Origin of the sequence: Pseudomonas sp., from assembly GCF_048269965.1 — a bacterium.
Classification (GTDB): Bacteria; Pseudomonadota; Gammaproteobacteria; order Pseudomonadales; family Pseudomonadaceae; genus Aquipseudomonas.
On sequence record NZ_JBLWTV010000005.1, the window covers coordinates 144,371 to 156,398 of the forward strand.

General features: G+C 62.5%; 13 protein-coding genes. 9 read left to right on the forward strand and 4 right to left on the reverse strand.

Annotated elements, in window-relative coordinates; all coding sequences use genetic code 11:
• Positions 1 to 262: 262 nt before the first annotated feature.
• Complete coding sequence (gene mgtE / locus ACN0X6_RS08145) at positions 263 to 1,705, forward strand: magnesium transporter (protein ID WP_160020292.1); 1,443 nt, start codon at positions 263 to 265, stop codon at positions 1,703 to 1,705.
• 6 nt (positions 1,706 to 1,711) lie between these two features.
• Here mgtE and ACN0X6_RS08150 read toward each other — a convergent pair whose 3' ends face one another.
• From ACN0X6_RS08150 to ACN0X6_RS08160, 3 genes are read right to left on the reverse strand one after another with little or no spacing between them, the layout of a single operon-like run.
• Entirely contained in the window at positions 1,712 to 2,173 is a 462-nt protein-coding gene (locus tag ACN0X6_RS08150) for a nuclear transport factor 2 family protein (RefSeq protein ID WP_417703064.1), read from the reverse strand.
• A 29-nt stretch (positions 2,174 to 2,202) separates the two neighbouring features.
• Complete coding sequence (locus tag ACN0X6_RS08155) at positions 2,203 to 2,499, reverse strand: Atu4866 domain-containing protein (protein ID WP_417703250.1); 297 nt, start codon at positions 2,497 to 2,499, stop codon at positions 2,203 to 2,205.
• 44 nt (positions 2,500 to 2,543) lie between these two features.
• The gene (locus ACN0X6_RS08160; RefSeq protein ID WP_417703065.1) at positions 2,544 to 3,266 is read right to left on the reverse strand and encodes an SDR family oxidoreductase; all 723 of its coding nucleotides are present in this window, start codon (positions 3,264 to 3,266) and stop codon (positions 2,544 to 2,546) included.
• A gap of 175 nt (positions 3,267 to 3,441) precedes the next feature.
• Between ACN0X6_RS08160 and ACN0X6_RS08165 the strand changes: the two genes are divergently transcribed.
• The 4 genes from ACN0X6_RS08165 to ACN0X6_RS08180 all read left to right on the forward strand — a co-directional run bounded on the left by ACN0X6_RS08165 (position 3,442) and on the right by ACN0X6_RS08180 (position 7,743).
• Positions 3,442 to 4,338, forward strand: coding sequence for an AraC family transcriptional regulator N-terminal domain-containing protein (locus ACN0X6_RS08165; protein WP_417703252.1), 897 nt, complete (start codon positions 3,442 to 3,444; stop codon positions 4,336 to 4,338).
• A gap of 201 nt (positions 4,339 to 4,539) precedes the next feature.
• Positions 4,540 to 4,797: an OadG family protein gene (locus ACN0X6_RS08170; protein WP_417703066.1), complete on the forward strand. Its 258-nt coding sequence runs from the start codon at positions 4,540 to 4,542 to the stop codon at positions 4,795 to 4,797.
• A 23-nt stretch (positions 4,798 to 4,820) separates the two neighbouring features.
• Complete coding sequence (gene oadA / locus ACN0X6_RS08175; RefSeq protein ID WP_417703067.1) at positions 4,821 to 6,596, forward strand: sodium-extruding oxaloacetate decarboxylase subunit alpha; 1,776 nt, start codon at positions 4,821 to 4,823, stop codon at positions 6,594 to 6,596.
• Between the two features lie 10 nt (positions 6,597 to 6,606).
• Positions 6,607 to 7,743: a sodium ion-translocating decarboxylase subunit beta gene (locus tag ACN0X6_RS08180; protein ID WP_417703068.1), complete on the forward strand. Its 1,137-nt coding sequence runs from the start codon at positions 6,607 to 6,609 to the stop codon at positions 7,741 to 7,743.
• Positions 7,744 to 7,824: 81 nt separating this feature from the next.
• Here the strand turns inward: ACN0X6_RS08180 and ACN0X6_RS08185 are convergent, their stop codons facing one another.
• Entirely contained in the window at positions 7,825 to 8,151 is a 327-nt protein-coding gene (locus ACN0X6_RS08185) for an Arc family DNA-binding protein (protein WP_003461866.1), read from the reverse strand.
• 377 nt (positions 8,152 to 8,528) lie between these two features.
• On the opposite strand from ACN0X6_RS08185, the gene phnC reads away from it, so the two are divergent.
• The 4 genes from phnC to phnF all read left to right on the forward strand — a co-directional run bounded on the left by phnC (position 8,529) and on the right by phnF (position 12,026).
• Positions 8,529 to 9,353 (forward strand): phosphonate ABC transporter ATP-binding protein, encoded by an 825-nt coding sequence (gene phnC, locus ACN0X6_RS08190; protein ID WP_417703069.1) that lies wholly within the window; start codon positions 8,529 to 8,531, stop codon positions 9,351 to 9,353.
• A gap of 54 nt (positions 9,354 to 9,407) precedes the next feature.
• Positions 9,408 to 10,409: a phosphonate ABC transporter substrate-binding protein gene (gene phnD, locus ACN0X6_RS08195; RefSeq protein ID WP_417703070.1), complete on the forward strand. Its 1,002-nt coding sequence runs from the start codon at positions 9,408 to 9,410 to the stop codon at positions 10,407 to 10,409.
• Between the two features lie 82 nt (positions 10,410 to 10,491).
• Positions 10,492 to 11,283: a phosphonate ABC transporter, permease protein PhnE gene (gene phnE / locus ACN0X6_RS08200; RefSeq protein ID WP_075746652.1), complete on the forward strand. Its 792-nt coding sequence runs from the start codon at positions 10,492 to 10,494 to the stop codon at positions 11,281 to 11,283.
• Between the two features lie 20 nt (positions 11,284 to 11,303).
• Positions 11,304 to 12,026, forward strand: coding sequence for a phosphonate metabolism transcriptional regulator PhnF (gene phnF / locus ACN0X6_RS08205; protein WP_417703071.1), 723 nt, complete (start codon positions 11,304 to 11,306; stop codon positions 12,024 to 12,026).
• Positions 12,027 to 12,028 lie beyond the last annotated feature (2 nt).

The window sequence follows — 12,028 nt, forward strand, 5'->3', positions numbered from 1 at the left end:
TGTCCCGGTGCGCATCGCTGGCGTCGCATAGCCAGGTTTTCATGCGAGATCGATGTTTGTGATGCAAGCAATTGTTCTTGCCGCGCTTTTGTCACGTACAAAGCTGTTTTGCGGTGTTATCATTCGCCGCGTCAGCCCCGCCGGGGCTTGTGGAATACCACCATGGACTTACCCAGTAGTTATTCAATACTCCCCTCGCACAATCGTGTAAGACCTGATTGATCCCCTCTGGCGTGCCTGCCAACTGGGGGTGGAGCGCGCTATGACTGAAGTAGAAGCCAAAAAGCCGCAAGAGAGCTTGCAGGATCGCCTGGCCCAGGTGATCGAACTGCTGCATCGGCACAAACTGGTCGAAGACCTGACCCATCGTCAGGAAGGCCAGCATCACGACCGGGTCGAGAACCTGGTGCATCGTCAGAATCTCGTCGAACTGCAACGCAAGCTCGAAGATCTGCACCCTGCGGATATCGCCCACATCCTCGAAGCCCTGCCGCTGGATGAGCGTCTGACCGTCTGGCAATTGGTCAAGGCTGAGCGCGACGGCGACATCCTGCTGGAAGTGTCCGACGCGGTACGAGAAACCCTGATCGCCGACATGGACGATCACGAGATTCTCGCTGCGGCCAAGGACATGGACGCCGACGAACTCGCCGACCTGGCGCCGGAGCTGCCGCGCGACGTCGTGCATGAGCTGATGGAGTCGCTCGACGCTCAGCAGCGTGAGCGCGTGCGTTCGGCCCTGTCCTACGAAGAGGATCAGGTCGGTGCGCTGATGGACTTCGAGATGGTCACCATCCGCGAAGATGTCAGCCTGGAAGTGGTGCTGCGTTACCTGCGGCGCCTGAAAGAGCTGCCGGGCCATACCGACAAGCTGTTCGTGGTCGATTACGACGGCGTGCTCAAGGGCGTGCTGCCGATCAAGCGCCTGTTGGTCAACGACCCGGACAAGCAGGTCGGCGAAGTCATGGCCGACGATCCGGTGAGCTTCCACCCGGATGAGGACGGCTACGACGCCGCCCAGGCCTTCGAGCGTTACGACCTGATTTCCGCGCCAGTGGTGGACAAGAACGGCAAGCTGATCGGTCGTCTGACCATCGACGAGATGGTCGACCTGATCCGTGAGGAAAGCGAAAGCGAAGTGCTGAACATGGCCGGTCTGCGCGAGGAAGAAGACATCTTCGCCTCGGTGTGGAAGTCGGTTCGCAACCGTTGGGCCTGGCTGGCGATCAACCTGGTCACCGCGTTTCTGGCGTCGCGGGTGATCGGCCTGTTCGAAGGCTCGATCGAGAAGCTGGTGGCGCTGGCGGCGCTGATGCCCATCGTCGCCGGTATCGGCGGTAACTCGGGTAACCAGACCATCACCATGATCGTCCGCGCCATGGCGCTGGATCAGGTCAGCACCGGCAATACCAAGCGCCTGGTACGCAAGGAACTCGGCGTATCCCTGATCAACGGCATCCTCTGGGGTGGGGTGATCGGCGCCGTCGCCTATGGGCTTTACGGCAGTTGGTCGCTGGGCGTGGTGATGACGGCGGCAATGACCCTGAACCTGCTGCTGGCAGCGCTGATGGGGGTGCTGATCCCCATGACCCTGGCACGCCTGGGGCGTGACCCGGCCATGGGGGCCAGTGTGATGATCACCGCCATGACCGACAGCGGCGGTTTCTTCATCTTCCTGGGGCTGGCGTCGATCTTCTTGCTGTAGGTCGCTTCAGTTCATCAGCTCGACCAGTCGCCAGGTATCGAGAAAGGCCGTGACCCTTGTGATCCGGCCGTTGTCCAGCTGCATGTGCCATGAGTAGCTGTTCTCGTAGCGGCTGCCGTCCTTGGCAGTCGCCTGGCCATCCCAGTGCACGACCACGTAGGGTCCTTGCGCCACGATCTGGCGGACGGTGGGCACGATGGGTGTCGCCAGTTTGTCAGTGATGGGTTTGACTGCATCTTCCAAGAACGCTTCGCGTGTAGGGTAGGTCCCGGAGTACGGGCTGCTGCCGGCCACGACCCAGGTGGCATCATCGGCCAGCAACTGGAAGATGCCTCCCTGGCCTGCGCGCCAATCATCGAAGGCTTTTTGAATCAGGGCCTGATTGGCCGCCGTGTTGTCACTTGCCCAGGCCGGGAGGCAGAGTGATGCGCTCAGTAGCAATGCAGCGATGATCTTTTGCATGTTCATGGGCTTTTTCTCTTGGCTGATGGGTATCGTTACTCGTTGGTTGGGAGGGCTTTGCGGCGCAGTACCATGCCGCCGTGGTAGAGCACGTCGTCGACGAACTCACCGTCGGCGGTAAAACCGCTGTCGTCGACGTAGTCGATGTGGTTGCCGGTGACGCGGTAGTGACCCTGATAGGCGCTTTCGCGATTGCCGCGTGCCTCGTCATACCGGCCGTTGGCCAATAACTCATGGCGGACACGGCCGTCGTCCGTTACCCACATGCCTACATAAGGATGCGGGTGCTCGGATTGCGCGATTGCCACGCCGGTTAGCAGGGCACCGCTCATCAACAGTGCCGTGGCAGTGTTCTTCGCTGACATGCTGGACTCCATCAATAGGGGCTGGCGGTCGGGCGCACGATCAGTTCGCTGACGTCGACGTCGTCGGGCTGTTCGACTGCATAGGCCACGGCGCGGGCGATGGCGTCTGGCGTGATGGCGACGCGACGGAAAGCTTTCATCGCCTCGCGCGCATGGGCATCGGAGATGCTGTCGGCCAGTTCGGACTCGACCACGCCGGGGCAGATCGTGGTGACGCGGATGCGCTCGCTTTCCTGGCGCAGGCCTTCGGAAATCGCCCAGACGGCATACTTGCTGGCGCAGTAGACCGCCGCTGTCGGCGATACGGCGTGGGCGCCGATGGAGGCGATATTGATGACCTGACCGCGTCCGCGTGCTTCCATGCCTGGCAGCACGGCGGCAATACCGTGCAGCACGCCCCTGATGTTGACGTCGATCATGCGGTTCCACTCATCCACCTTCAGGGCGTTGAGCGGCGACAGCGGCATGACGCCGGCATTGTTGATGATCACGTCGATGGGGCCGTGATGCGTTTCGGCATGCTCGACGAAGGCCTGCATGTCATGCAGTTGGCTGACGTCGACGGCGCGGCAGGAGGCATGTTGACCTCGTGCCTGCAGTTCTTCCACCAGTGCCTGCAGGCGCTCGATGCGTCGGGCGCCGAGTGCCACTCGATGACCCAGGCTTGCCAGGTGTCTGGCGGTGGCTTCGCCGATGCCGCTGCTGGCGCCGGTGATGAGGATGACTTTGCTCATGTCGGTCTCCATTGCGTTATGGAGCATCCATGCTAGGCAGGGGCGGGCCGGCTGCTAAGTCTCGTTACTCTTTCGATATTGCCTGTTTCTATTGAATGCTTCCTACAATGGCCGGGTATTGATCACGAGTCGAAAGCGGCGCATGAGCATGAGTTCCGAGAGCATCAAGCGGCGCATGGTCGAACTGATGCTGCGCCTGGCCCCCGAGGAGGGGTACACCGCAGCGCAGCTCGACGGGGTTACCTTCATGCGCTCCAATCGCTCGCTACCGGTTACCCCGGCGCTGTATGAGCCGAGCATCGTGATCGTGATCCAGGGGCGCAAGAGCGGGCTGCACGACGGCAATCTGTATGTCTACGACGCGCAGCACTATCTGGTGCTGGCGCTGCCCTTGCCGTTCTCCATCGAAACCGAGGCCAGTGCCGAAGAGCCCATGCTCGGGGTGGCGCTGCGTGTCGACCCGCTGTTGGTGGCCGAGCTGGTCATGGATCTGGAAGAGCCCCAGCCAACTCAACCGGCAACGCTTTATTCCAGCCCGATGGATGCGCGCCTGAGTGACGCCACGTTGCGCCTGCTGGAGGCCCTGGCCGACCCTGACGAGGTGCGCCTGCTCGGCCCATCGATTCTGCGTGAGATCGTCTTTCGCGTGCTGCAGGGTGAGCAGGGCAGTGGCCTGCGCGCGACCCTGGCGCAGAACAGCCATTTCGGTCGTATCGCGCGCGTCCTGCAGCGGATTCACCGGGATTATCAGGAGTCGCTCGATGTGCCCTCGCTGGCCGAAGTCGCCAGCATGAGCGTGCCGACCTTCCATGTGCATTTCAAGGCGATGACCAGCCGTTCGCCGCTGCAGTACCTCAAGGCCATTCGCCTGCATCAGGCGCGGCTGCTGATGATCCGCAGCGACATGAGTGCGCTCAGTGCTGCGCAGTGCGTCGGGTATGAAAGCCCGTCGCAGTTCAATCGGGAGTTCAAGCGTCTGTTCGGGCGCACCCCTGGCGATGAGACGCGCCACTTCAAGACCCTGCTGAGGCTTGCTCCTGCCGTTGATAGCGTGGCTCGCTCCGCCTCCTGAGGCTTCGCTCGCAGGGCCTTTATGCTTCTTTGGTAGTGGATGCTTATAAACCACTACATAAATAGCCCGTACGGCCCCTTTGGCGTTTGCTTCAAACGCTCGTTTCACGCTAAGGTTCGCCAGCTTTGCCCAGGCGCTGACGCTGGGCGCTCCTAATCAATAATGAACGCAGCCGCCTGGCTGCTGGCCAAAGGAGCCAAGATGACCTCCAGTGAACTGCTGCTCGAGGGTGTCGAACTCATGCTGTTCGGCATGGGCTTCGTATTTGTCTTTCTGGTGTTGCTGGTGGGTGTGGTCAGTCTGATGTCACGTCTGATCGCGACCTTCGCTCCGCCCGCGCCGAGCCCGGCTATTTCTTCTCCAGCGCCTGGTGTCAGGTCGGCCAGCCATGAGCCGGATGCAGAAACACTGGTCGCCATCCAATCCGCTATTGCCCAGCACCGCGCGCGCCGCGGTTGATCAGGTTCAGAGGGAGCACCTGTATGACTGCTGTAAAACAAGCACTCGGAATCACCGATGTGGTGCTGCGTGATGCGCATCAGTCGATCCTGGCGACGCGTGTTCGTCTCGAAGACATGCTGCCGATTGCGCCCAAGCTCGATCAGGTCGGCTTCTGGTCGGTGGAGTCCTGGGGCGGCGCGACCTTCGATGCCTGCATTCGTTATCTCGGCGAAGATCCCTGGGAGCGCATCCGCGAACTGAAGAAAGCCATGCCCAATACCCGCCAGCAGATGCTGCTGCGCGGGCAGAACCTGCTCGGCTACCGTCACTATGCCGATGACGTGGTGGAAAAGTTCGTCGAGCGCGCCGCCGTCAATGGCGTCGATGTGTTCCGCGTATTCGATGCGATGAACGACCCGCGCAACCTGGAAACCGCCCTCAAGGCCGTCAAGCAGCAGGGCAAGCATGCCCAGGGCACCATCTCCTACACCACCAGCCCGGTGCATACGCTGGAAATGTGGGTCGACCTGGCCAAGCAGATCGAAGACATGGGTGCCGACTCGGTGGCGATCAAGGACATGGCCGGCATTCTCACGCCCTATACCGCCTTCGAGCTGGTGTCGCGCCTGAAGGCCAGCCTGGCGATCCCGATCCATATGCAGTGCCATGCCACTGCCGGGCTGTCGTCGGTGGCCATTCTCAAGGCGGTGGAAGCCGGTATCGACAACGTCGACACCGCGATTTCCTCGCTGTCGATGACCTATGGTCATTCGCCGACCGAGTCGGTGGTGGCCATGTTCCAGGGTACCGAGCGCGACACCGGGCTGAACCTGGAGCTGCTGGAAGAAATCGCCGCGTACTTCCGCGAGGTGCGCAAGAAATACGCGAAGTTCGAAGGCAACCTCAAGGGCGTCGACTCGCGCATCCTGGTCGCTCAGGTGCCTGGCGGCATGCTCACCAACATGGAAAGCCAGCTCAAGGAGCAGGGCGCCCAGGACAAGTTCGATCAGGTGCTGGCCGAGATTCCCCGCGTGCGCGAAGACCTGGGTTTCATTCCGCTGGTGACGCCCACTTCGCAGATCGTCGGCACCCAGGCGGTGATCAACGTGCTCACTGGTGAGCGCTACAAGTCCATTACCAAGGAAACCGCCGGCGTGCTCAAAGGCGAGTACGGCGCCGCGCCCGCGCCGTTCAACGCCGAACTGCAGGCCCGTGTACTCGACGGTGGCGAAGCGATCACCTGCCGTCCGGCTGATCTGCTCGAGGCCGAGATGGACAAGCTGACTGCCGAACTCGAGGGCATTGCTCAGGAGAAAGGCATCAAGCTGGCTGTCGACGCAATCGACGACGTCCTGACCTATGCGCTGTTCCCGCAGATCGGCTTGAAGTTCCTGGAAAATCGCGGCAATCCGGCGGCCTTCGAGCCTGTGCCGACCGGCAGGCAAGCCCCGGCTCGCGAGGCCGGCAAGCCTGAGGTCTACACCGTCGAGGTCAATGGCAAGTCGTTCGTCGTGCAGGTGAACGAAGGCGGCGATATCGAAGGTATCAAGCCCGTCGGGGGGGCGGCGAGCACCGCACCCGCGGCTCCTGTCGCAGTGGGCGGCGGCGAGCCGCAAGCCGCGCCGCTGGCTGGCAATATCTTCAAGGTGCTGGTGCAGCCTGGCCAGGTCGTGGAGGAGGGGCAACTGGTGATCATCCTCGAAGCCATGAAGATGGAAACCGAGATCCGCGCCTTCAGGGCCGGTACCATCGGTGCCGTCAACGTCAAGGTCGGCGATGCAGTGGCAGTGGGCGCAAGCCTGCTGACCATCGGCTGAGGGGCATACCATGGAAAAGCTGCTCAAGCTCTGGCAGAGCACTGGTCTGTACCATCTGGAGCCCGGTCAGGCATTCATGATCGCGGTCTGCCTGTTGCTGATCTACCTGGCCATCAAGAAGGGCTTCGAGCCCCTCTTGCTGGTGCCCATCGGCTTCGGTGGCCTGCTGTCGAACATTCCAGTGGCCAACATGGCCGAGGGCGCGGGTTTTCTGCACCTGATCTATGAAGTGGGCCTGCCGACCAGCATCTTCCCGCTGCTGATCTTCCTCGGCGTCGGCGCCATGACCGACTTCGGTCCGATGCTGGCCAATCCGAAGACGTTGCTGCTTGGCGCCGCTGCGCAGTTCGGCATCTTCGGTACCCTGCTCGGCGCCCTGGCGATCACTGCGCTGGGCATTCCCGGCATGGAGTTCACCCTCAAGGAGGCGGCGTCCATCGCCATCATCGGCGGGGCGGACGGGCCGACCTCGATCTTCGTTACCTCAAAGCTGGCGCCCGACCTGCTCGGTCCCATTGCCGTCGCGGCCTATGCCTACATGGCGCTGGTGCCGTTGCTGCAGCCGCCGATCATGCGTGCGCTGACCACCAAGGAGGAGCGCGCCATCGTCATGCAGCAGCTGCGTCCGGTGGGGCAGACCGAGAAGATCATCTTCCCCATCGTGCTGTGCGTTCTGATTGGCATGCTGCTGCCTGACGCCGCGCCGCTTATCGGCATGTTCGCCCTCGGCAATCTGCTGCGCGAGGCCGGTGTAGTCGAGCGTCTGGCCGATACCTCGCGCAATGCGCTGATCAATATCGTCACCATCTTCCTCGGTCTGACCGTGGGTTCGAAGCTGTCGGCCGAGGCCTTCCTGCAGCTCAAGACCCTGGGCATTCTCATGCTGGGCATGGTGGCGTTTTGCGCAGGCACCGCGGCCGGTGTGCTGATGGCCAAGCTGATGAACCTGTTCAGCACGCACAAGGTCAATCCGCTGATCGGCTCGGCCGGCGTGTCGGCAGTGCCGATGGCGGCTCGGGTTTCGAACAAGGTCGGCCTGGAGGCCAACCCGCAGAACTTCCTGCTGATGCATGCCATGGGGCCTAACGTGGCCGGGGTGATTGGCTCGGCAGTGGCGGCGGGGGTGTTGCTCAGCTTCGTTGGCTGATTTAGGCGCGGCGTTCGCTCCGCGCCTTTTCGTTGCCCATAAAAAAACCGGCTCAAGGCCGGTTTTTTTTATGGGCTCGCCTCAGGCTTCTTCGGCGGCCATTTCCACGTCGTGGGCAATCAGAGCGACCAGCGCGTTCTGCTGGCGGCGCGACAACTGACGAAAACGCTGCAGCAATTCACGCTCATGGAGGCTCAGTTCGGGGCTGTCGAGGCGCAGGCTGAGATCGTCATCCAGAGCACCTTCCTGAAGCATGCTTTGCTCCAGGCGGGCGATGATTTCCGAATTCATGCTGCGGTGATGGTTGCGTGCTACGTCAGCGATACGCTCACGCATGCCATCTGGCAAGCGAACGACAAATTTGTCAGCCGTGCGGCTGGAATAAATAGCCTGTTTCATAGGGCGCATACATTACCGGTTAGTTCAGGGAGCGATACTGGTAGTCAGTGTCGAGATTGTCACCGGTTTGACCGTGTTTCGCACTAGCCGTTCAACCGGTATCGCGTTCTGCGTCATTATGACCCGAGAGTCATCTGAACAATTCCTTGACGCCAAATACGTGTCGGATTGTGAATCAGGTGGCGGCTTTATGCCAGCACCGATTGTCTGAAATGCGCGGTATTCGGCAGAAGTCATGCCGGTGCTGTGCTCGATTATAAAAGTTTCGGTCACTCAATCGTCATCACTGATTCACAAGTCTGACACAGCTTGCGCCTACCTTGGTCTACACCAGAAGGCGCCAGCTCGCTGCCTTCGTATCGACAATGATAGTAGAGGGCCAGCCCATGCGCGCAGCGATTCGAGTCGACCGTCTGAACAAGAGCTTCGGCCGTAAACAGGCGTTGTTCGATCTGGCTCTTTCGGTACAGCCGGGTGAAATGGTGGCGTTGATCGGCGCGTCGGGTTCGGGCAAGTCGACCCTGCTGCGCCATCTCGCCGGCTTGGCGCGCGGCGATGCCGGCAGTATCGAGGTGCTCGGGCGTCAGGTGCAGGCCGATGGCCGTCTGAACGGCGACGTGCGTCGCCAGCGCGCCGATATCGGCTACATCTTCCAGCAGTTCAATCTGGTGGGGCGCCTCAGTGTGCTGCAGAACGTGCTGCTCGGCGGTCTGGGGCGCATGCCGCGCTGGCGTGGCAGTCTCGGCCTGTTCAATGCCGAGGAAAATCAGCGTGCCATGCAGGCGCTGGAGCGGGTCGGCCTGGCCGAGTTCGCTGCTCAGCGTGCTTCGACCCTCTCGGGCGGGCAGCAGCAACGCGTGGCCATCGCCCGCGCGCTGTGCCAACAGGCCGAGGTGATTCTCGCCGATGAGCCGATCGCCTCGCTCGACCCGGAGTCGGCGCGCAAGGTGATGGAGATTCTCGCCGACATCAACCGTCACGACGGCAAGACGGTGGTGGTGACTCTGCATCAGGTCGACTACGCGGTGCGCTATTGCCAGCGCGCGGTTGCGCTGAAGGGCGGGCGCATCCATTTCGATGGCCCGACCACGGGCTTCAACCCCGATTTCCTCAACGATCTCTACGGCGGCGATCTCGATATCAGCCTGCTGCTGCCGCAAGGGCAGCGCCCTCGGGCTGTAGAGCGTCCGCTGACGCTGGCCAAGGCCTGACGTCACCTCCCTCATTCGAAACAACAACGCCAACCCGCAACAGGAGTGTGCTCCATGTTCAAACGCATCGGCCAGGTGCTGGCTGCCTCCGCGCTCGTCACCGGTTCCCTGCTGGGCTCGGCCCAGGCTGCCGAGGAACTCAACTTCGGCATCATTTCCACCGAGTCTTCGCAGAACCTCAAGGCCATGTGGGAACCCTTCCTGGCCGACATGAGCAAGCAGACCGGCGTGAAGATCAACGCCTTCTTCGCCCCTGACTATGCCGGGATCATCCAGGGCATGCGCTTCGACAAGGTCGACGTGGCCTGGTACGGCAACAAGTCGGCGATGGAAGCGGTCGACCGCGCCGGTGGCGAGATCTTCGCCCAGACCGTGTCGGCCAACGGCGCGCAGGGTTACTACAGCCTGCTGGTGGCGCACAAGGACAGCGCGATCAACTCGGCCGAGGACATGCTCAAGAACGCCAAGAGCCTGACCTTCGCCAACGGCGACCCGAACTCCACTTCCGGCTACCTGGTGCCCGGTTACTACGTGTTCGCCCAGAACAATGCCGACGCCGGCAAGATCTTCAAGCGCTCGCTCAACGGCAGCCATGAGGTCAATGCGTTGTCGGTGGCCAACAAGCAGGTCGACGTCGGCACCTTCAACAGCGAGGGCATGGAGCGTCTGGAAGTGACCGCGCCGGACAAGGCTGCGCAGCTCAAGGTGATCTGGACCTCGCCGCTGATCCCGTCCGACCCCATCGTCTGGCGCAAGAATCTGCCGCAGGAAACCCGCGACAAACTGCGTGACTTCTTCATGAGCTACGGCGCCAAGCCGGAAGAGAAGAAGGTGCTCGCAGGCCTGCAGTGGGGCCAGTTCAAGGCCTCCGACAACGATCAACTGCTGCCGATTCGCCAGCTCGAACTGTTCAAGAAGCGCACCGAAGTGGCTAACAACGCCACGCTCAATGACGCCGACAAGCAGGCTCAGCTCAAGGAACTGGACGCCGAGCTGGCCAAGCTGGAGCAGCGCATGGCCGAGCGTGAGAAGCAAGGCGGCGCCAGCGCCGGCTGACCCCGGGAGCCGCCCCGCGCTGGTGGGGCGGCTCGCGCAATGCTCGCCGCTGAAGCGTCTCTAACAGGATCGAGAATTACCCATGACCACACTGACCACCGCCACCCCGGTCGCCGACGGCAAGCGCAGCTGGCCGCAACTGATCGGCTGGGGCCTGTTCTTCGCCGTACTTGCCTGGTCCTGGCAGGGCGCGGAAATGAACCCGCTGGCGCTGGTGCGCGATGCCGGCAACATGGCCACCTTCGCCGCCGACTTCTTCCCGCCGGACTTCAGCAACTGGCAGCACTACCTCAAGGAGATGGTGGTCACCGTGCAGATCGCCCTCTGGGGCACGGTGCTGGCCATCGTCTGCGCCATTCCTCTGGGCATTCTCTGCTCCGAGAACATCGTGCCCTGGTGGATCTATCAACCGGTACGCCGAGTGATGGATGCCTGCCGTTCGATCAACGAAATGGTCTTCGCCATGCTCTTCGTCGTCGCGGTCGGCCTCGGCCCCTTCGCCGGCGTGCTGGCACTGTTCATCAGCACCACTGGGGTGCTGGCCAAGCTGTTCGCCGAAGCGGTCGAGGCCATCGACCCTGGCCCGGTCGAAGGCGTGCGCGCCACTGGTGCCAGCGCGCTACAGGAAGTGATCTTCGGCGTCATCCCGCAGGTGCTGCCGCTGTGGATTTCCTACTCGCTGTACCGTTTCGAGTCCAACGTGCGCTCGGCCACGGTGGTCGGCATGGTCGGCGCTGGTGGCATCGGGGTGATCCTCTGGGAGGCCATCCGTGGCTTCCAGTTCGCCCAGACCTGCGCGCTGCTGATCGTGATCATCCTGGTGGTGAGCGCCATCGACATCCTGTCCCAGCGCCTGCGCAAGCTCTTTATCTGAAGGAGAGGGAGGGCGCCTGCGTGCGCCCTTTTCAAACGATGAACTTGTCTAGACAAAGCGAACCGCTGTACCGCGAACTGGCTGCCGTGCTGCGCGAAGACCTGCAGCGCATGAGTCCGGGTGACTACCTGCCGGGCGAGATGCAACTGGCCGCGCGGTTTTCCGTCAACCGTCACACCCTGCGCCGCGCGGTGGACGAACTGGTGCTCGAAGGCCGTCTGCTGCGTCGCCAGGGCAAGGGCACTCAGGTGCTGGCCAAGCCGCTGGTGTATCCGGTGGAGGCGGGCAGTGCCTTCAGCCAGTCGCTGTCGGCGCTCGGCCATCGGGTCGAGGCGCAACTGATCGAGCGCCTGCGCCGCAGTGGCAGCAGCGAGGAGTGCCGCCACCTGCAACTGCCCGATGGCAGCGAGCTGGTCGAACTGGCCACGCTGCGCCTGCTCGACGGCCAGCCGATGAGCCTGATCCGTCACCGTTTCTGCGCCAGCCTGACGCCGCTGCTGGCCGACTACCAGGGTGGTTCGCTGCGCCAGTACCTGGCCGAGCGCGACCTGCCGCTGGCGCGCACCTTCAGCCTGATCGGTGCGCGTCTGCCCAGCCGCGAAGAAGCCGCGCACCTGCTGATGCCACGCCATGCGCCGCTGCTCAGCGTACTCACCCTGTCCCGCGACCCTGCCGGTCGTGCGGTGGAGCTGGCGCAGTCCAGCAGCCGCGCCGACCGCTTCCAGTACCAGGTAGCGACCTGATG

Coding starts and splice junctions, on each gene's coding strand:
- ACN0X6_RS08170 (WP_417703066.1), top strand. CDS start 4,540: ATGACCTCCAGTGAACTGCTGCTCGAGGGTGTCGAACTCATGCTGTTC.
- phnD (WP_417703070.1), top strand. CDS start 9,408: ATGTTCAAACGCATCGGCCAGGTGCTGGCTGCCTCCGCGCTCGTCACC.
- ACN0X6_RS08155 (WP_417703250.1), bottom strand. CDS start 2,499: ATGAGCGGTGCCCTGCTAACCGGCGTGGCAATCGCGCAATCCGAGCAC.
- oadA (WP_417703067.1), top strand. CDS start 4,821: ATGACTGCTGTAAAACAAGCACTCGGAATCACCGATGTGGTGCTGCGT.
- ACN0X6_RS08160 (WP_417703065.1), bottom strand. CDS start 3,266: ATGAGCAAAGTCATCCTCATCACCGGCGCCAGCAGCGGCATCGGCGAA.
- ACN0X6_RS08180 (WP_417703068.1), top strand. CDS start 6,607: ATGGAAAAGCTGCTCAAGCTCTGGCAGAGCACTGGTCTGTACCATCTG.
- ACN0X6_RS08165 (WP_417703252.1), top strand. CDS start 3,442: ATGGTCGAACTGATGCTGCGCCTGGCCCCCGAGGAGGGGTACACCGCA.
- ACN0X6_RS08150 (WP_417703064.1), bottom strand. CDS start 2,173: ATGAACATGCAAAAGATCATCGCTGCATTGCTACTGAGCGCATCACTC.
- phnE (WP_075746652.1), top strand. CDS start 10,492: ATGACCACACTGACCACCGCCACCCCGGTCGCCGACGGCAAGCGCAGC.
- phnC (WP_417703069.1), top strand. CDS start 8,529: ATGCGCGCAGCGATTCGAGTCGACCGTCTGAACAAGAGCTTCGGCCGT.
- ACN0X6_RS08185 (WP_003461866.1), bottom strand. CDS start 8,151: ATGCGCCCTATGAAACAGGCTATTTATTCCAGCCGCACGGCTGACAAA.
- mgtE (WP_160020292.1), top strand. CDS start 263: ATGACTGAAGTAGAAGCCAAAAAGCCGCAAGAGAGCTTGCAGGATCGC.